Below are 18,886 nucleotides of genomic sequence, written 5' to 3'. Positions count from 1 at the left end.
TCTGCAGTCAGCCGAGGGCAGTTTTCTCCAGGTGTTCAAGGATGATCGGATACACATCGACCACCGCATTCTTGCCGAACATGCAGTCGATATGGCCGTAGCCCGGCACCACCTGCCGGCTGTAGCGCTCCGGCCCGTTGACTTCGCACAAACGCTGGTAAGTCTTGAGGGTGCTTTCCGGCAGGTAACACTGGTTGTCGGCGCCGCTGATAAAGCAGATCGGCATGGTCAGCCGATCAAAGTGCGGCATGTACACATCGTTGCCTTTGAAGTCCACCAGGTGCCCTTTGCGCACGATCAGCGCCAGGTGCTCGAAAGTCTCGATGTTCGACTCGCCGAACAGCTCGTGCAGGTTGTCGTGCAGGGTTTCGTTGAGGGTGTCGTGGCGATACAGCGACGCATACATGAAGGTGATGCGGTGGCACACCGGGTTGGTGCAATAACCCTGCGCCTCGATCCGCGCGTAGCCGTTGAGGGCCTTGTCGTAAAGTTTGTTGAACCAGTTTTCCTTGCTGTCGGCGTAAGCGGTCATCGACTTGATGCCGATCGCATCGAGCATGCCCGGCAGGTGCAATCCGGCCTTCAACCCTGTGGCAGTGGCGACCACGGTGTCAGCGGCAATCTGCGAGCAGACCACCGAACGCACGCCCTGCAATCCGGCGAGCAGCGACATAAAGAAGGTCGTTGCGCCGTAGCAATGCACCACGCACTGCACATCGCGGGCGTTGGTTTCCTGCTGAATCTGCGCGATGGCCGCCTTGAAGTCGTATCGGGCGATCTGGTCGCCGTTCCACTCCTTCTTGCTCGCCGGCAGCAGAATGCTCACGCGAAAATCAAGCAGCCAGACGTCGTAATCGTGCTTGCACAGGTACTCCAACAGGTTGGTCTGAATCGTGTCGGTGGAAAAGATATTCGAGCCCACGCCCAGACCATGCACCAGCATCACCGGGCCTTTGCTGCCGGCCTGGTAACGGGTCAGGCGCAGTTCGACGCCATCCTCGGTAGGGAAGAAATGCACTGCCGGGGTTGGCGCATCCAAGGGCCGTTTCAACCGGGGCGGCGCGTCGGGATTGAAGTAGATATCCCCGGCAAACACCCCGCCGTAACTCTCCCAGAGGATCCCGGCGAAGAACTTGCCGAAACGCGCCAGGCCTTCAATGCGCTCGCGTTCGTTGCGCGCATTGAGCACTTTCATGGTGGTCATCTGTTTGGCGAAATCGGTCGGATGAATGTGCATCACCCCGGAGCCGATCACCTCGCCCGACTTGTCCGGCCCGCGATACAGCGTCACGTACAGCGTGCTGGTGTCGTGCCAGATATTCAGCACGCCGTTGTCTTCCGGCACGGTTTTGAAGGCGCTGAAGAAATAGTCGTTACCGTCCTCGGCGGTCAGTTTCATGTCGTATTTCATGTGGCGCGTATCGACCTGTTGCTCGAATTGCTCGAACAGGTTGAACACGCCATTGCTGGCGGTCAGCGGTTGTGGCGACAGTGCCGGAGCAATCACCGTGCCGACAATGGTTGCTGCGTGTTCCGGCTCCTTGATCATCCGGTTAAGGTCGTTGGCGGTGATGGTCAGGGTGAAGTCGATCGGCGAGTTGTCCGCCTCGCCGCGTTTGGCCGCCGCTTCATAGACTTTCAGATCGGTGCTCTGCGCCGCGGTGAAAGCCCGGGAGAAATAGCCTTTCATGGTTTCGGTGAACTGCACGCCGAGGGTTGGCGGTGCCACCTGTTTGCGCGGCGCCGAAGGCAGCGTGTAGTCGATCTGCCAGCCACGGTCGGCGGCGAGCAGGCCCATGTTGCGCTCACTCACAGCCGAGATGGTCAGCAGTGGATTAACCGCCAGCGACGTCGGAATCACCGCGCCATCGGTCACGTAGAGATTGGCGTAAACATCGGTGCCACTGGCGCCGCTGAACACCTGGCCCTTGTGATTGACCACGCCCTGCGCCGCGTCTTCGCCCATCACGCAACCGCCCAAAGGGTGCACCGAGACGATGCTGTGCTTGAGCAGCTTGGTCCATATCGGGTTTTCCACCCAGACCCCGCCCAGCGCCTTGGTGCTCTGCTGCAAACGTTCGTTGCCGAGTTTGAAGTTCTCCTGCTCGCCAACGCCCGGCCAATCGATCCGCAGCTGATCCTTGTTATCGAGGACCATCCGCCCCTGGCCACTGTCGTGGCTCATGATCAGGTAGGTCTGCATGTTGTGCAGTGCGCCGTAATACGGGCCGCGCAGAAAGCTTTCCGCTTCACGCGCCTTGTATTTGACCTTGCCGCTGAAGCTGTCATCCGTGGCCACTCCGATCATCTCGGCAAACCCGGCCATGGCCGGCACCATCGGCCGGCCGAGGGCGCCGGGGATCGAGCCTTCTTCAATGACCATACGGCTGCGCCAGTCACCTTCGGTACGCATGTCGATGACCGAAGTGATGCACGGGCCGACCGGGTGCAGTTCCTTGGCCGGGTGCGCACCGAAACCGATGCCGTTGATGGTCTGCTCGCAGTTGTGGCCGAAGCCGAGGATGTCGCCGTTGCCGCTCATGTTCTCACCGAGCTGGCCGGACATCACCACGCCTTTGTCACGCGTGCGCAGAAGAATTTCCGTGGAGCCGAGGGTGCCGGCGGAGACCACGACGATGTCGGCCTTCACAAACAAGGTAGGCGCGGAAAACTTCTCGCGACCGCTGTCCAGGTACTGGAAGTGCACGATCCAGCCTTCACCGTCGCGCTCCAGGTGCCGCACTTCGGCCTGGCAGAAAATCTCCGCGCCGTGGTTCCAGGCGTCTGGCAGGTAGTTCATCAGCGTGGTGTTCTTGGCCTTGTTGTTACAGCCCGACACGCAGTCGCCGCACTGGTTGCACGGCAGTTGCTCGACGCCGACATGGTTGAGGTTGTTTGGCAGTTTGTCGAAGGTCACGTTGATCGGCGGCTTGTAGAAATGCGCGCCTTGCTTGAGGTAATCCGCGGATTTCTTGTTGGCGTCGAGTTTCGGCAGGTTGGGTGCAGTGCTCGGGTAGGGATTGGGTTTGAGCATTTCCCGGGCGCGGGCATAACCGTCCTTGAGCAGCGTGTCGCGGTGTTCGCGCACCGCTTGCGGCCAGCGCGGATCGTCGAATACGCCGGGCTCCGGCTCCAGGGCAACGTTGGCATTGATCAGCGACGTGCCACCGAGGCCGCAACCGACCACGACGTTCTGCTGGGCATTCACATGCAAATCGAACAGCCCGGTGCGTGAGCCGATATGGCCGTCCGGGTCATGCACCTGCAGTTCCTCGGTGGCGGCGATCATGGTGTTGGGATATTCGCCGGGCTGGATTTCCCGACCGCGTTCGAGCAGGCACACACGTTTGCCGGCACGGGACAGGCGCGAGGCAGCAATGCCGCCGCCGTAGCCTGAACCGATAACGATCACATCGTAGTGTTCCTTGATCTCGCTGATGGGCGTTGCGATCCGTGTCATGAGGTGGTTCCTCTAATCAGGCAGATGGGGGCAACTCTGCGGTTGCCTGCAATCAATGAACGAACGGGCACCTGGCCACCGGATCAAGTCCGGCGACAGCACAGCGGTCTGACGGGTGTGGCGCGCTACAGGCGAGCGTGCTGATTGGCGGCGCGCCGGAGCGTGCGCTTGCGTGGCGAGGGCGGGGGGCGGTGCGGCTGACTATCCATCATGCGTTCTCCCAGAACCTGATGTGGATAACTGACGGCTGTCCTTGTGCCATTGCAGTGAAGACAGCGCAGGAATCGAAGTCAAGGCAACGCCTTAGAACTGTATGAAATGTGATCAATTGCCGTTTGGACTATGCCGGACGGGGCCTGTAGGGTTTGGCAAACAAGTTATCCACATAGCCACCCACAGCAAATGGGGGTAACTGTGGATGACTGGAAAAATAACTCGCTGATTTGTGAAGAAAAATCGTGACTTATCCAGAAAGACAGTTTGCTGGACGCATTGGTTGTTTTTTGATCATATCTCTGTAAGCCACGGTTTTCATAGCCTGTAGCGGATGACAAACACGTTATCCACAGAAGCGCCAACAGAGATCGGGGGTAACTTTGTCTTGTCTGTGGAAAAGCGTTGGAGGCTGTGTGAAATCGAGGCTTGCGCGGGAATTAAGTGCGGAAACTGACGAATTGACTGTTTTTTGATCACCCCTTCGAAAGCCACGTTTTGTATGGGCTTCAGCGGAAAGCGAACATCTTATCCACAGAAGCGCCAACAGAGATTGGGGGCAACTTATTCAGTTATCCAAGATAAAAAGCTCAGAAAATCCGTAACTTAGGCTGGTTGTTTTTTGATCGGAGAGCTGTAGGGCTTGATTGACGTGGGGTGCAGAGAGGGGCGAACACGTTATCCACAGATCCGCCAACAGGGATTGTGGGTAAACACTCCCCCTCACCCCAGCCCTCTCCCAAAGGGAGAGGGAGCCGACCGCATCGCCTGTTCAAACTCCACCGACCTGAACGAACATTGTGATCTCAGGCTTGGCCAGACCAAGGTCACCGCGCAATCGCAGGTCGATGTAATTAGCCAATACCACTCGGTCGGTCCCCTCTCCCTCTGGGAGAGGGCTAGGGTGGGGGGCTTTTCAGCGAACCACACCTTCTTCAATCAGCAACTTGAGAATCGCTTCAGCGCCAGCCTGTGCAGTAACACCCTTGAGCACCTGCCCCCCGCCCCCACTTGCCTTGGCCGTCGCGGCCTTCATCCGGTCTGCCCCGCTTTTGGCCTTGATCACTTTCAGGCGTTTCGGCCGTGGTTTGGCCGGTTGCAGGGTGGCGACCGCCAGGAGTTCGTCGTCGACAACTTCGATGTCTTCAGCCTGCAAGACCCCGCGTCGCGCCGGCCCGTAGGCGCTTTGCCGTGGCTTCGGCGCAGCGTTATCCACAGTCGCCAGAAACGGCAGTTTCACTTTCAACCGTCGCCGCTGCCCGCGCGGCAACGCTTGCAGCACCAGCGCCGAGCCGTCGTTGATCGACTCGACCTGCGCCAGTCCGACCACCAATGGCCAGCCAAGACCTTCCGCCAGCAGGAACGGCAACATCCCCGAACCCTCCCCGGTTTCCGCCTGGCTGCCGGTCAACACCACTTGCGCACCGGCATCACGCAGATACTCGGTCAACGCCGGCAGCGCATCGGCACCAGCCGGTTGCTCCAGCACATGCATCTGCTCAAGACCCATACCCAAATAGGCGCGCAATGCCGGCTCCGCGACATCCCCGGCATGCAGCACTTGCAGGTTATCCCCAGCCAGTTGCAAACCGAGTTCCACGGCGCGCGCATCCTGATCAGCACGGCGTGGCCGCCCGGAAGTCGGGTGAGCGCCGATGGAAACCAGACTGATAACTTTCGTGTTCATAGCGTTTCCTTAAGCCGCATCGCGCTTGGCTTCGTTGCGGTAAGCCGCGACCGCTTCGATCAACGCTTGCAGAATCTCTGCGCTCTCGCCAATCACCGAGAGATCGGCACGTTTGATCATGTCGCAACCTGGATCAAGGTTGATCGCCACGACCTTGTCGCAGGCACCGATGCCTTGCAGGTGCTGGATCGCTCCGGAGATACCCACAGCCACATACACCCGCGCGGTAACCCAGGTGCCGGACGCACCGACCTGACGATCACGGGCCATGAAGCCATCGTCCACCGCCACCCGCGACGCGCCTTCGGTAGCACCGAGTGCCGCCGCCGTTTCGTGGAACAACGCCCAATCCTTGACGCCGTTACCGCCGGAGAAGATGAATTCGGCTTCGGCCATTGGAATCGCCGCCGGGTCGACCGCAACAGCGCCGAGATCTTCGATCCGCGAAAGGCTGCGCGCGACACTTGTGGATAACTCCACCGGCAATGCTTCGTGACGGGTTTCACTGACCGGCTCGGCGCATTCTGCCGCGGCCAGAATCAACCGTGCGACGGGACGGGCAAGGTCTTGCAGCCCAGCGCCAGCGCGGCCGATGCACTCCTGATCCTTGACCTGCCAGACCCGCGTCGCCGGGCGCTCGCCCAGTGCCGCGGCAAAGCGCCGACCGAGTTCACCGCCACCACTGCGACTGTCAGGCAGCAGCCAGTGGCGCGGATTGAACTGGTTATCCACAGCGCGCAGACCTTGCACTCGCTGCTCCGGTGCATAACCGCTGAACTGTTCGCCTTCCAGCACCAGCAAGCGATCCACGCCTGCGGTCGCGAAGGCGTTTTCCTTATGCTCGCCAAAGACCACCGCCAACACTGCGCCGTCATTACCGGCGAGCTGATGAGCGAGGCCAAGCAAGTCACGATCGTGGCTGCTCAAGCGACCGCCAACCATGTCCGGCACTACGCTGATATAGAAAGCCGGGGCCGGCACCTGATGCAGCGGCAGTTGCACCTCAACCGTCGCCGAGCGTTTGACCGCCCCGCCCTGTTGCGCGCCGCTGCGGTCGATACGCTTGATGCCGTTGGGGCCGATGAAACCGATCCCATGCAGATTCTTGCGAATGACGCCGTTAGGCCCCATCCAGCTGTGTTGCGCCGGTTGCATCGCCGCGTGCAGCGGGTGCAGGCGATTACGGGCAATCCATTCGGCGCGCGGGTCGCGGCGGATAATGTCGCTCATCAGTGGGCCTCCGCAGGTTCACGTTTGGCCGGGGTGGCAGGCTTGTTCGGTGCGGCGTCTTCGAGCAGTGCGTCGGCCACCAGTTCGGCGATGTCCTTGATCAGCGGACGCGGTTCGACCACGCCTTCGAGCATCGCCGTGCACTGTGGACAACCCACGGCCACCAGTTCGGCGCCGGTCTCGCGGATGTCTTCCATGCGCATATCAGGAATCCGCTGCTTGCCCGGAATGTCAGTGATTGGCGCCCCACCACCGCCGCCGCAGCAGCGCGAGCGGAAGCCGGAACGTTGCATCTCTTTGACTTCGATACCGAGCGCACGCAGTACTTCACGCGGCGCTTCGTACTCGCCGTTGTAGCGGCCGAGGTAGCACGGATCGTGATAGGTCACGCTGTTGCCTTTGTGCTGCCCGAGGTTGAGCGCGCCGGCCTGAATGATTTCCGCCATGTAGGTGCTGTGGTGCTGCACCAGATAGTTGCCATCGAACGCGCCGTACTCGTTTTTCAGCACATGGAAGCTATGCGGATCGCAGGTGACGATGCGGTTGAAGCTGTATTTGGCCAGGGTCTGGATGTTGCGTTTGGCGAGCAACTGGAAGGTCGCTTCATCGCCGAGACGCCGTGCGACATCGCCGCTGTCTCGCTCTTCAAGACCGAGCACAGCAAAGTCGATTTTCGCCGCTTTAAGCACTTTCACGAACGCGCGCAGGGTGCGCTGGTTGCGCATGTCGAAAGCGCCGTCGCCAACCCAGAACAGCACGTCGGTGGATTTCTTCTCGCTGAGCAGAGTGAGGTTCAGGTCTGCCGCCCAGTTCATCCGCCCGCCCGGGGCGAAACCGCCGGGGTTGTCGGTAGCGATGAGGTTTTCCAGGACTTCAGCGCCCTTGTTCGGCGTCGCGCCTTTTTCCAGAGTGAGGTGCCGGCGCATGTCGACGATGGCGTCGACGTGCTCGATCATCATCGGGCATTCCTCGACGCAGGCGCGGCAAGTGGTGCATGACCACAGGGTTTCGGCATCGACCAGACCGTTGACGATCGGTTGATGCGGATTGCCGCTGTGTTCGCCCACTGGTTTGCCGGGATACGGGCTGCCGGCGAATTTGGCATCGGTGCCGCCAGCCAGGCCGACGACCATGTCCTGAATCAGTTTCTTCGGGTTCAGCGGCTGACCGGCAGCGAACGCCGGGCACGCGGCTTCGCACTTGCCGCACTGCACGCAGGCGTCGAAACCGAGCAACTGGTTCCAGGTGAAGTCCTTGGGTTTTTCCACGCCCAGTGGCGCGTTCGGATCGTTCAGATCCAGCGGTTTCAAACCGGTGGAACGGCCGCCGCCAAAGCGTTCGGCGCGACGGTGCCAGGCCAGGTGCAACGCACCGGCAAAGGCGTGTTTCATCGGCCCGCCCCAGGTCATGCCGAAGAAAAGTTCCGACACACCCCACAGCACACCGATCCCCAAAATGACCGCGAGCAGCCAGCCACCGAAGTTCTCCGGAAGAATCCCGGCCACCGGCAAGGTCAGCAGAAAGAACGACGCCGAGAACGCCAGCAGGCTTTTCGGCAGGCGCATCCACGGGCCTTTCGACAACCGTGCCGGCGGATTGCGCCGACGCAGGTAAACGAAAATCGCACCGACAAACATCACTGCCGTCATCAGCAGCAAGGCGTAACCGAGGATGCGGTTATGCAGGCCGAAACCGTGCACCAGCAGCGCCAGCACAATCGACGCAACCGCACCGCCGGCCGTGGCCACGTGGGTGTTGGCGATGTATTTGTCCCGCGCCACGACATGGTGCAAATCGACCATATAGCGCTTGGGCATGGCGAACAGGCCGCCGATCAGATCGACCTTCGAGGCCCGGCCCCGACGCCACATCGCTACCCGCCGCAACGCGCCAAGGACACCAAGGCCCAAGGCTGCGAACAACAGGATTGGAAGAAGGGTGTTCAACATGGTGAAGCTCCCACCAGTACAACCTGGAGAAACACGATCCGCTTTACTGTGGGAGCGAGCCTGCTCGCGAAAGCGGTGAATCAGTCAGCTCATCTTTCACTGACAGATTGCATTCGCGAGCAGGCTCGCTCCCACAGGGTTTGGTGCAAGTCCTTAGAAATCCTTGCAGAGCCGCAGGGCGTCGTAGATGGCGGCGTGTGTGTTGCGCTGCGCCACGCAGTCGCCGATGCGGAACAGCAAGTAGCCGTCGCCGGTGGTGCTCAGCGAAGGTTGTGGCTGGATCGCGAACAACGCTTCGACGTCGATCTGACCCTTGTTGCGCGAACCCTCTTTGAGCGCGTAGTAGATTTCCTCATCCGGACGCACACCGTTTTCCACCACCACCTGATCGACCACCCGCTCCTCTTTGGCGCCGGTGTATTCGTTCTCCAGCACCGCGACCAGTTTGTCGCCTTCGCGGTAGACCTTCTCGAGCATCATGTCGCCGGTCATGATCACTTCTTTCGGGTACATGCTGCGGTAGTAGGTCGGGAACGACGTACCGCCGATGGCCACACCCGGTTTGATGTCGTCGGTGACGATCTCGACCTGGCTGCCCTTGTCGGCGAGGAAGTCGGCAACCGACATCCCGGTGAACTCGCAAATGGTGTCGTAGACCAGCACGTTCTTGCCCGGCGCAACCTTGCCGTCGAGCACGTCCCAGCTGCTGACTACCAGTCCTTCGGCGGCGCCCCAGTGCTCGTTCTGCTCCAGGTACGGATGCCCGCCGACCGCCAGCACCACCACGTCCGGACGCAAGTCCATGATGGTCTCGGCATCGGCCGCCGTGCCCAGACGCAGATCGACTTTCAGCCGCGCCAGTTCCAGCTGGAACCAGCGGGTGATGCCGGCGATCTGGTCACGCTGCGGCGCTTTCGATGCGGTGGTGATCTGGCCGCCGATGAATTCCTTCTTCTCGAACAGGGTCACATCGTGGCCGCGTTCGGCGGCCACGCGTGCCGCTTCCATACCGGCCGGGCCGGCACCGACGATCACAACCTTGCGTTTCGGTCCGGTGGATTTCTCGATGATGTGCGGCACGCCCATGTATTCACGGGACGTCGCGGCGTTCTGGATGCACAACACGTCGAGGCCTTGATACTGACGGTCGATGCAATAGTTGGCGCCGACGCACTGTTTGATCTGGTCGATCTGGCCCATCTTGATCTTGGCGATCAGGTGCGGGTCGGCGATGTGCGCGCGGGTCATGCCAACCATGTCGACGTAACCGCCTTCAAGGATGCGCGTAGCCTGGTTCGGGTCCTTGATGTTCTGTGCGTGCAGCACCGGCACCTTGACCACTTCCTTGATCCCGGCGGCCAGATGCAGGAACGGCTCCGGTGGATAACTCATGTTCGGAATCACGTTGGCCAGGGTGTTGTGAGTGTCACAACCTGAGCCGACAACACCGATGAAATCGAGCATGCCGGTGTCGTCGTAATACTTGGCGATCTGCTTCATGTCCTCGTGGGACAAGCCGTCCGGGTGGAACTCGTCACCGCACAGACGCATGCCCACGCAGAAGTCGTCACCGACCTCGGCGCGCACGGCTTTCAACACTTCCAGACCGAACTTCATCCGGCCTTCGAAGGTGCCGCCCCATTCGTCGGTACGCTTGTTGACGCGCGGGCTCCAGAACTGGTCGATCATGTGTTGGTGCACAGCTGACAGCTCAACGCCGTCGAGGCCACCGGCCTTGGCCCGGCGCGCGGCCTGGGCGTAGTTGCCGATCACCCGCCAGATTTCTTCCGGTTCGATGGTTTTGCAGGTGGCGCGGTGCACCGGCTCACGGATACCCGACGGCGACATCAGGGTCGGCCAGTTGAAGCCGTCCCAGCGCGAGCGCCGGCCCATGTGGGTAATCTGAATCATGATCTTGGCGCCATGCTTGTGCATGGCGTCGGCCAGATTCTGGAAATGCGGAATGATCCGGTCGGTCGACAAGTTGACCGAGCTCCACCACTCCTGCGGGCTGTCGATGGCGACCACAGAGGAGCCGCCGCAAATCGCCAGGCCGATGCCGCCCTTGGCTTTCTCTTCGTAATACTTGACGTAGCGGTCGGTGGTCATGCCACCGTCGGTCGCGTAGACCTCGGCGTGCGCAGTGCTGAGCACGCGGTTGCGGATGGTCAGTTTGCCGATCTGGATCGGCTGGAACATTGCTTCGAAAGCCATGGCGGGTTCCTCGACTTACAACGGCTTGACGGTGAACAGGCCGTCGTCGTGGCCTTCTTCGGAGCCACCGTAAACTTGCTCGGCAACCGTGCGAATCTTGCTGCCGCGCGCTTCAAGAATCTGATCCATGGCCCCGGCAAACCAGCCGGTGAACATGTAGTCGACCTTGCGCCCAACCTTGCCGTACACATAGACGAATGCCGAGTGTTCGAGCTTGACGCTGGCGGTGCCTTTGTCGAGGTCGATGTCCTGGATCTTGAACAGGCCCCAGCCACGTTGCGACAGGCGCTTCATGTAGTGCTCGAACACCGCAACGCCTTCCAGGCCGTGGCATTCAGCTTCTTTTTCACACCAGTGCCAGGCGGATTTGTAGCCGGCCTTGTAGAGGATCTCGGCGTAGGCGTCAGCGCCCAGAACCTCTTCGATGCCCATGTGGTTGTTGACGAAGAAGTGACGCGGCACGTACAGCATCGGCAGGGCGTCGGAGGTCCAGACACCGGTTTCGCTGTCGACTTCGATTGGCAATTGCGGGGCGATCTTGGCCATGGAAACTTAACTCCAGAAAAATAGTGGATTCAGTGATGACCGCTGCCCTCACCCCAGCCCTCCCACAGGAGAGGGGGCAGATCGGCGGCGGTCTTGAGTCAGCGTTACTCGCCCCAGACGTCCTTGAGGACGTTGACCCAGTTCTCGCCCATGATCTTGCGTACCACGCGCTCGGAATGGCCGCGCTTGAGCAGGGTTTCGGTCAGGTTCGGGAACTCGCCGACGGTGCGGATGCCCAGCGGGTTGATGATCTTGCCGAAGCTGGTCAGACGGCGGGCGTAGCCCTTGTCGTGGGTCAGGTATTCGAAGAAGTCCTGACCGTGACCCTGGGTGAAGTCGGTGCCGATGCCGATGGCGTCTTCGCCGACGATGTTCATGGTGTATTCGATGGCTTCGGCGTAGTCGTCGATGGTCGAATCGATACCCTTGGCGAGGAACGGCGCGAACATGGTCACGCCGACAAAACCGCCGTGGTCGGCAATGAACTTCAGCTCTTCATCAGACTTGTTGCGCGGGTGCTCTTTGAGACCCGACGGCAGGCAGTGGGAATAACAGACCGGTTTTTTCGATTCGAGGATGACTTCTTCCGAGGTCTTGGAACCGACGTGGGACAGGTCGCACATGACGCCGACGCGGTTCATCTCGGCGACGATCTCGCGACCGAAGCCCGACAGGCCACCGTCACGCTCGTAGCAACCGGTGCCGACCAGGTTCTGGGTGTTGTAGCACATCTGCACGATGCCGACGCCGAGCTGCTTGAACACCTCGACGTAGCCGATCTGGTCTTCAAACGCGTGGGCATTCTGGAAGCCGAAGAGGATGCCGGTCTTGCCTTGCTCTTTGGCGCGGCGGATGTCGGCGGTGGTGCGCACCGGCATCACCAGATCGCTGTTTTCGCGGATCAGCTTCTGGCTGGCAGCAATATTGTTCACGGTCGCCTGAAAGCCTTCCCACACCGACACAGTGCAGTTGGCCGCCGTCAGACCGCCCTTGCGCATGTCTTCAAACAGCTCGCGGTTCCATTTGGCAATGATCAGACCGTCGATAACGATGCTGTCTGCGTGTAATTCGGCTGGGCTCATCAGGCGTCCCCTTATTGGCGATTCATGCGCCGAATCGTCTGCCGGCGCTTTGGGGCCAGCATATGCCTCGGTGCAGGGGCGACCGGGTGCAAAAACGACAGGGGAATTGCCGAAAGCGTCAATCCGCGACAAAGGGTCGCCAGACGCTCCGATCAGCTACCTGTTCAAGCCCGTCAGCTTGAGCCAGAATCTGGCGCATCTTGGGATACACCACTGGATTAGAGCGGCGACAACAATGAAATCGATCTTCCTGGCTTTGGCACTGATGGCAACCGGCGTACACGCCGCCGAAGAGTCCGACAACAACCCGTGCGACGCGGTGGAAAACGACGTCCAGACCCTGGAATGCTCGACCTACAGCCGCACTACTGCCGAAGACCTGCTCAAGGACAACTACGCCAGCCTGACCGAACGCATGCAGACCGCGTACGGCAAGAACCCGACGCAACTGGCTGATATCACCGCCAAACTCAAAACCGCCCAGCAACAGTGGTTGAAGACGCGGGATGCGGATTGCGCGGTTGAGGCATTCCCGGCTACGGCGGGGAGCAAGGCTTTTACCATTGCGCAGAATGACTGCGTGGCACGGATGAGTGATGAACGGTCGGAGTTTTTGGAGTCTATTGGGCAGGAGTGATCCTGACTTCTCGCAACATGCCGTCAAACTTGTTGATTGGCTTTGGGAAAAATATAAGCAAAGATTCTGAAATCTTATAAAAGACTTATATCTCTCCTAATATGAAGTTACCCACAGATATCCAAATCATCAACGACGCCGAGGGCAACCCCGCCTTCGTCGTCATCCCTTACGCGCAGTACGTTGCGCAAAAAATGCAGCCCGACCTGATTCCCCATGAGGTCGTCAGTCGGATGGTCGATGGGGCAACACCGATCCGTGCCTGGCGCGAACACCTCAACCTGACTCAGGAAGAAGTCGCCAAACGCATGGGTATTTCGCAACCGGCGTTTGCCCAGCAGGAAACAGTCGCCAAGCCTCGCAAGGTTACGCGTGAGAAAATTGCGTCGGCGTTCGGCATCACCGCCAATCAGCTTGAGCTGTAAGCTGCCCTCTTCACTTCAAGGAATTCCCCATGAACATCTGCGGCATCGAAATCAAAGGCAGCGAAGCGATCATCGCCGTGGCCGCTCTCGACGGTTCGACCCTGAGCCACATTCCCCTCGCCACCAAGAAGATCGCCCTCGAAGACGATGACGAAGCGGCCAACGTGAAGCTGTTCGCGGCGCAGGTGGCGTCGTTTGTGCGGGAGAATTCGGTTGACCGGATTGCGATCAAGAAGCGCAGCAAGAAGGGTGAGTTTGCCGGCGGGCCGACCACTTTCAAAATTGAGGGGGTGTTTCAGTTGCTCGATGGGTGTGAGGTGACGTTGTTGTCGCCGCAGACGATCAATGCGCAGGCAAAGAAGCATAATTTCGAGCTGCCGGGGACACTGAACAAGTATCAGCATGAGGCGTACAAGGCGGCGTGTTCGGCGTTGGTGAAGAAGTAACCAACAGCAAGATCAAAAGATCGCAGCCTTCGGCAGCTCCTACATTGGAATGCATTTCCCTGTAGGAGCTGCCGAAGGCTGCGATCTTTTGATTTCAGGCCTGGGCAGTACGCCGGTCTTCGCGCGGGCAGCGGGCGAAGCGTGCCCGGTAGCTGCGGGTGAAGTACGACGGTGATTCAAAGCCGCAGGCGATGCTCACTTCAAGCACGCTCATGTCGGTCTGGCGCAGCAGCTGTCGGGCCTTTTCCAGCCTTAACCGCAGATAGAAATTGCTCGGCGTATCGTTCAGGTGCAGCCGGAACAAGCGCTCCAGTTGCCGCCGCGTCACCTTGATCGATTCCGCCAGTTGCAGCGTGGTCAGCGGCGGTTCGCTGTGCTGTTCCATCTCGCCAATCACCTGCACCAGTTTCTTGTTGTTGATCCCGTAACGCGTGGCGACTTCCATGCGCTGGTGGTCTTTGCGTGGACGAATGCGCCCCAGCACAAACTGCTCGCTGACCTGAATCGCCAGTTGCGGGCCATGGGCCTGAGCGATCAGATCGAGCATTAGATCGATGGAAGCCGTGCCGCCGGCCGAGGTGATTCGCCGGCGGTCGATCTCGAACAGCTCCTGGGTCACGCTGAGCTGTGGATAAGATTCCTTGAATGCGTCGATGGCTTCCCAGTGCAGGGTCAGGCGATGACCGTCAAGCAGGCCCGCTTCAGCGAGGACAAAGCTGCCGGTGTCGATGGCGCCGAGAGTCACGCCTTCGTTATCCAGCCGCCGCAACCAGTGTTCAAGGGTTGGCGTGGCGAATTTCAGCGGTTCAAACCCGGCCACCACCAGCAACGTCGCGCCTTTCTTCAACGGCTCCAGTGCCGCATCGGCGTTGACCGACATGCCATTGCTCGCCAGCACCGCCCCGCCGTCAGCGCTGAGCACATGCCAACGATACAACTCGCCACGAAAGCGGTTGGCCACGCGCAGCGGTTCGATCGCAGAAATAAAGCCGATGGCGGAGAACCCCGGCATCAGCAAAAAGTAGAAGTCCTGGGACATGGGCGCACTCGATTCGCGGGTAACGAGAGGGAGGGGAGCGTGGGATGTTGATACGCCGATTGTCGTCAGCGTTCAAGCGCACAGGTCGCTACAGTGCAAATGCCAGTCGCCGCAGTGCGCTTTCACGGACGTATAGCTGCGTAACTTGGCATCACCGGCGCATCAGACGCCGGGCCCCACAATAAACGACCTGCCGAGGAACCCGACATGAAACGACTGATCAGCAGCTGTGTTCTTGCACTCAGCGGTACCGCTTTCTTCAGCGCCGGCGTCATGGCCGCCGAACCCGCATCCTGCAAAAACGTACGCATGGGCGTGGTCAACTGGACCGACGTGATCGCCACCAGTGCCATGACCCAGGTCCTGCTCGACGGCCTCGGCTACAACACCAAACAAACCAGCGCGTCCCAGCAGATCATCTTCGCCGGGATCCGCGATCAGCGCCTGGACCTGTTCCTCGGTTACTGGAACCCGCTGATGACCCAGACCATTACGCCGTTCGTCGACGCCAATCAGGTCAAAGTCCTCGAAGCGCCGAGCCTGAAAGACGCCCGCGCCACCCTCGCCGTGCCGACTTACCTGGCGGACAAAGGCCTGAAAACCTTCGCCGACATCGCCAGGTTCGAAAAAGAACTGGGCGGCAAGATCTACGGCATCGAACCCGGTTCCGGCGCCAACACCCAGATCAAAGCGATGATCGCCAAGAACCAGTTCGGCCTCGGCAAATTCCAGTTGGTCGAGTCCAGCGAAGCCGGGATGCTCGCCGCCGTCGACCGCGCCGTGCGCCGCAAAGAGGCCGTGGTGTTCTTCGGCTGGGCGCCGCACCCGATGAACGTCAACGTGCAGATGACGTATCTGACCGGCAGCGACGACGCCCTCGGCCCGAACGAAGGCATGGCCACCGTGTGGACCGTCACTGCGCCGAAATACGCCGAGCAGTGCCCGAACATTGGCCGTCTGTTGACCAACCTGACGTTCACCGCCGAAGACGAGAGCCGGATGATGCAACCGCTGCTCGACCACAAGGACGCCTTCGAATCGGCCAGGCAGTGGCTCAAGGATCACCCTGAAGACAAGCAGCGCTGGCTCGAAGGTGTGACCACGTTCGATGGCAAACCGGCCGCTGAAAACCTTCAACTGACCAGCAAATAACTCTCGATTGAAAAGCCCTCTCCCAGATGGGAGGGGCGCCTGACCGACGCTTCGCAGCCCGAAAAGGGCTGCGGACAGACCCATCACGCCTTAAGGAAACCGCACCATGAACCACGACGTCATCATCACCTGCGCACTCACCGGTGCTGGCGACACGACCGCCAAGAGCCCACACGTGCCGGTCACTCCGAAACAGATCGCCGCTGCCGCCGTCGAAGCGGCCAAGGCCGGCGCCACCGTGGTGCACTGCCATGTGCGTGACCCGCAGACCGGCAAGTTCAGCCGCGACGTGGCGCTGTACCGCGAAGTAATGGAGCGCATTCGCGAGGCCGACGTCGACATCATCGTCAACCTCACCGCCGGCATGGGCGGCGACCTGGAGATCGGCGCTGGCGAGAACCCGATGGAGTTCGGCCCGAACACCGATCTGGTCGGCCCGCTGACCCGTCTCGCCCACGTTGAGGAGTTGCTGCCGGAAATCTGCACCCTCGATTGCGGCACGCTGAACTTCGGCGACGGCGACACCATTTATGTCTCGACGCCAGCGCAACTGCGTGCCGGCGCCAAGCGTATTACCGAGCTGGGCGTGAAGGCCGAGCTGGAGATTTTCGACACCGGTCACCTGTGGTTCGCCAAGCAGATGATCAAGGAAGGCCTGCTCGATAACCCGCTGTTCCAGCTGTGCCTGGGCATCCCGTGGGGCGCGCCGGCAGATACCACCACCATGAAAGCCATGGTCGACAACCTGCCCGCCGATGCGGTGTGGGCCGGGTTTGGCATTGGCCGCATGCAGATGCCGATGGCCGCGCAAGCGGTGTTGCTCGGCGGCAACGTGCGGGTCGGGCTGGAAGACAACCTGTGGCTGGACAAAGGCGTGCTGGCGACCAACGGCCAATTGGTCGAACGCGCCACCGAAATCCTCAGCCGCCTCGGCGCCCGGGTGCTGACCCCGGCGGAAGGTCGCAAGAAAATGGGCCTGACCCAGCGCGGTTAAACGAGCACTCATTTCCCCCTGTAGGAGCTGCCGAAGGCTGCGATCTTTTGACTTTGATTTTTAGAAGCAAGATCAAAAGATCGCAGCTTTCGGCAGCTCCTACAGGGATCACCTTACTCGGGAAAATCCCTATGAGCTTTATCACCGAAATCAAAACCTTCGCCGCGCTGGGCAGCGGTGTCATCGGCAGCGGCTGGGTCGCGCGTGCCCTCGCCCATGGCCTCGACGTGGTGGCCTGGGACCCGGCGCCCGGCGCTGAAGCGGCGCTGCGCAAACGCGTCGCCAATGCCTGGGGCGCGCTGGAGAAAAATGGCCTGGCACCGGGGGCTTCTCAGGATCGCCTGCGTTTTGTCGCGACCATCGAGGAATGCGTGCGCGATGCCGACTTCATTCAGGAAAGCGCCCCGGAACGTCTGGAACTGAAACTCGAGCTGCACAGCAAAATCAGCGCGGCCGCGAAGCCAGATGCCTTGATCGGATCGAGCACTTCCGGCCTGTTGCCGAGCGAGTTCTACGAGAGTTCGACGCACCCGGAACGTTGCGTGGTTGGCCATCCGTTCAACCCGGTTTACCTGTTGCCGCTGGTGGAAGTCGTGGGCGGGAAGAACACCGCGCCCGAGGCTGTGCAAGCCGCAATGAAAGTCTACGAATCCCTCGGCATGCGTCCGCTGCACGTGCGCAAGGAAGTGCCCGGTTTCATCGCTGACCGTTTGCTTGAAGCGCTGTGGCGCGAGGCGTTGCATCTGGTCAACGATGGCGTGGCGACCACGGGCGAAATCGACGATGCGATCCGCTTTGGCGCTGGTTTGCGCTGGTCGTTCATGGGCACCTTCTTGACGTATACCCTGGCCGGGGGTGATGCCGGCATGCGCCACTTCATGTCGCAATTCGGCCCGGCGTTGCAGTTGCCGTGGACGTACTTGCCGGCACCGGAACTGACTGACAAGTTGATTGATGACGTGGTCGATGGCACCAGTGATCAGCTCGGCCGCCACAGCATTTCGGCGCTGGAACGCTATCGTGATGATTGTTTGCTGGCGGTGCTTGAGGCGGTGAAGACCACCAAGGAAAAGCATGGGATGGCGTTCAGCGAGTGATGTGTCTGGCATGACATCGCTGCCCTCACCCTAGCCCTCTCCCGGGGGGAGAGGGGACTGACCGAGGTGTTTTTGCGAGCCACGCCGATTTGCACTACTGAGTCGAACTCAAGACTTGAAAGACTTGAAGATCTGCTCCCTTTCCCCCTCGCCCCCCTTGGGGGAGAGGGCTGGGGTGAGGGGGTAGCTCTTGATCTTAGCGACCCGCCAACTGCCGGAACCCAAACCATGCCCCACCTCACCACCTACCAAACCAGAATCATCGCCGACTGGGTCGACTACAACGGTCACCTGCGCGACGCCTTCTACCTGCTGATTTTCAGCTACGCCACCGACGCCCTGATGGACCGTCTGGGCATGGACAGCAGCCACCGCGAAGCCAGCGGTAATTCGCTGTTCACCCTGGAACTGCACCTCAACTACCTGCACGAAGTGAAGCTCGACACTGAAGTCGAAGTGCGCACGCAAATCATCGCCCACGACAGTAAACGCCTGCACCTCTATCACAGCCTGCACAAGGTCGGTGAGGAACAGGAACTGGCCGGCAACGAACAGATGCTGTTGCACGTCGACCTCGCCGGCCCACGCTCGGCACCGTTCAGCGCGGACACCTTGAGCTGCCTGCAAAGCATCGTCGCCGAGCAGCAAGACTTGCCCGCTCCCGCTTACATCGGCCGCGTTATCGCGCTGCCACCCGCCAGGTAATCCATCGATC

Annotated in this window: 14 protein-coding genes and 1 pseudogene; 7 read left to right on the top strand and 8 right to left on the bottom strand. The window is 60.5% G+C overall.

Translation table 11 applies throughout. From position 1 onward, the window contains the following. Nucleotides 1-7 precede the first annotated feature (7 nt). The 7 genes from M9827_RS14110 to M9827_RS14080 form a co-directional block, all read right to left on the bottom strand. Nucleotides 8-3,460, bottom strand: coding sequence for a GMC oxidoreductase (locus M9827_RS14110; RefSeq protein WP_250605874.1), 3,453 nt, complete (start codon nt 3,458-3,460; stop codon nt 8-10). Nucleotides 3,461-4,589: 1,129 nt separating this feature from the next. Next, on the bottom strand, nt 4,590-5,360 hold the full coding sequence (gene etfB / locus M9827_RS14105; RefSeq protein ID WP_250605873.1) for an electron transfer flavoprotein subunit beta: 771 nt from the start codon (nt 5,358-5,360) through the stop codon (nt 4,590-4,592). A 9-nt stretch (nt 5,361-5,369) separates the two neighbouring features. Continuing rightward, nucleotides 5,370-6,590 (bottom strand): electron transfer flavoprotein subunit alpha, encoded by a 1,221-nt coding sequence (gene etfA / locus M9827_RS14100; protein ID WP_250605872.1) that lies wholly within the window; start codon nt 6,588-6,590, stop codon nt 5,370-5,372. Beyond that, on the bottom strand, nt 6,590-8,539 hold the full coding sequence (gene dgcB / locus M9827_RS14095; RefSeq protein WP_250605871.1) for a dimethylglycine demethylation protein DgcB: 1,950 nt from the start codon (nt 8,537-8,539) through the stop codon (nt 6,590-6,592). Before dgcB ends, etfA begins: the two co-directional genes overlap by 1 nt. A gap of 153 nt (nt 8,540-8,692) precedes the next feature. Beyond that, entirely contained in the window at nt 8,693-10,753 is a 2,061-nt protein-coding gene (gene dgcA / locus M9827_RS14090; protein WP_093429899.1) for a dimethylglycine demethylation protein DgcA, read from the bottom strand. Nucleotides 10,754-10,768: 15 nt separating this feature from the next. Beyond that, on the bottom strand, nt 10,769-11,299 hold the full coding sequence (locus M9827_RS14085) for a DUF5943 domain-containing protein (protein WP_005792152.1): 531 nt from the start codon (nt 11,297-11,299) through the stop codon (nt 10,769-10,771). Nucleotides 11,300-11,403: 104 nt separating this feature from the next. After that, nucleotides 11,404-12,381: a dipeptidase gene (locus M9827_RS14080; protein ID WP_027610650.1), complete on the bottom strand. Its 978-nt coding sequence runs from the start codon at nt 12,379-12,381 to the stop codon at nt 11,404-11,406. Between the two features lie 235 nt (nt 12,382-12,616). Between M9827_RS14080 and M9827_RS14075 the strand changes: the two genes are divergently transcribed. From M9827_RS14075 to M9827_RS14065, 3 genes are all read left to right on the top strand, one after another. Beyond that, nucleotides 12,617-13,018, top strand: a complete 402-nt coding sequence (locus M9827_RS14075; protein ID WP_150749962.1) for a lysozyme inhibitor LprI family protein — start codon at nt 12,617-12,619, stop codon at nt 13,016-13,018. Between the two features lie 101 nt (nt 13,019-13,119). Further along, nucleotides 13,120-13,443 (top strand): helix-turn-helix domain-containing protein, encoded by a 324-nt coding sequence (locus M9827_RS14070; RefSeq protein WP_093429897.1) that lies wholly within the window; start codon nt 13,120-13,122, stop codon nt 13,441-13,443. Between the two features lie 29 nt (nt 13,444-13,472). Then, complete coding sequence (locus M9827_RS14065; protein WP_250605870.1) at nt 13,473-13,889, top strand: DUF3010 family protein; 417 nt, start codon at nt 13,473-13,475, stop codon at nt 13,887-13,889. Nucleotides 13,890-13,928: 39 nt separating this feature from the next. Here the strand turns inward: M9827_RS14065 and M9827_RS14060 are convergent. Continuing rightward, a pseudogene (locus tag M9827_RS14060) lies at nt 13,929-14,928 on the bottom strand (GlxA family transcriptional regulator). A 207-nt stretch (nt 14,929-15,135) separates the two neighbouring features. On the opposite strand from M9827_RS14060, the gene M9827_RS14055 reads away from it, so the two are divergent. The 4 genes from M9827_RS14055 (at nt 15,136) to M9827_RS14040 (ending at nt 18,876) form a co-directional block, all read left to right on the top strand. Continuing rightward, complete coding sequence (locus M9827_RS14055; RefSeq protein ID WP_250605869.1) at nt 15,136-16,080, top strand: choline ABC transporter substrate-binding protein; 945 nt, start codon at nt 15,136-15,138, stop codon at nt 16,078-16,080. A gap of 106 nt (nt 16,081-16,186) precedes the next feature. Then, complete coding sequence (cdhC, locus tag M9827_RS14050; protein WP_016983621.1) at nt 16,187-17,074, top strand: 3-dehydrocarnitine:acetyl-CoA trimethylamine transferase CdhC; 888 nt, start codon at nt 16,187-16,189, stop codon at nt 17,072-17,074. Between the two features lie 131 nt (nt 17,075-17,205). Beyond that, nucleotides 17,206-18,171, top strand: coding sequence for an L-carnitine dehydrogenase (locus M9827_RS14045; protein ID WP_250605868.1), 966 nt, complete (start codon nt 17,206-17,208; stop codon nt 18,169-18,171). Nucleotides 18,172-18,399: 228 nt separating this feature from the next. Beyond that, the gene (locus M9827_RS14040) at nt 18,400-18,876 is read left to right on the top strand and encodes a thioesterase family protein (RefSeq protein ID WP_250605867.1); all 477 of its coding nucleotides are present in this window, start codon (nt 18,400-18,402) and stop codon (nt 18,874-18,876) included. Nucleotides 18,877-18,886: the final 10 nt, after the last annotated feature.

Origin of the sequence: Pseudomonas sp. AKS31 (assembly GCF_023634765.1) — a bacterium.
Lineage (GTDB): Bacteria > Pseudomonadota > Gammaproteobacteria > Pseudomonadales > Pseudomonadaceae > Aquipseudomonas.
This window is presented reverse-complemented; position numbering and strand designations above follow the sequence as displayed.

Coding starts and splice junctions, on each gene's coding strand:
- M9827_RS14110 (WP_250605874.1), bottom strand. CDS start 3,460: ATGACACGGATCGCAACGCCCATCAGCGAGATCAAGGAACACTACGAT.
- etfB (WP_250605873.1), bottom strand. CDS start 5,360: ATGAACACGAAAGTTATCAGTCTGGTTTCCATCGGCGCTCACCCGACT.
- etfA (WP_250605872.1), bottom strand. CDS start 6,590: ATGAGCGACATTATCCGCCGCGACCCGCGCGCCGAATGGATTGCCCGT.
- dgcB (WP_250605871.1), bottom strand. CDS start 8,539: ATGTTGAACACCCTTCTTCCAATCCTGTTGTTCGCAGCCTTGGGCCTT.
- dgcA (WP_093429899.1), bottom strand. CDS start 10,753: ATGGCTTTCGAAGCAATGTTCCAGCCGATCCAGATCGGCAAACTGACC.
- M9827_RS14085 (WP_005792152.1), bottom strand. CDS start 11,299: ATGGCCAAGATCGCCCCGCAATTGCCAATCGAAGTCGACAGCGAAACC.
- M9827_RS14080 (WP_027610650.1), bottom strand. CDS start 12,381: ATGAGCCCAGCCGAATTACACGCAGACAGCATCGTTATCGACGGTCTG.
- M9827_RS14075 (WP_150749962.1), top strand. CDS start 12,617: ATGAAATCGATCTTCCTGGCTTTGGCACTGATGGCAACCGGCGTACAC.
- M9827_RS14070 (WP_093429897.1), top strand. CDS start 13,120: ATGAAGTTACCCACAGATATCCAAATCATCAACGACGCCGAGGGCAAC.
- M9827_RS14065 (WP_250605870.1), top strand. CDS start 13,473: ATGAACATCTGCGGCATCGAAATCAAAGGCAGCGAAGCGATCATCGCC.
- M9827_RS14055 (WP_250605869.1), top strand. CDS start 15,136: ATGAAACGACTGATCAGCAGCTGTGTTCTTGCACTCAGCGGTACCGCT.
- cdhC (WP_016983621.1), top strand. CDS start 16,187: ATGAACCACGACGTCATCATCACCTGCGCACTCACCGGTGCTGGCGAC.
- M9827_RS14045 (WP_250605868.1), top strand. CDS start 17,206: ATGAGCTTTATCACCGAAATCAAAACCTTCGCCGCGCTGGGCAGCGGT.
- M9827_RS14040 (WP_250605867.1), top strand. CDS start 18,400: ATGCCCCACCTCACCACCTACCAAACCAGAATCATCGCCGACTGGGTC.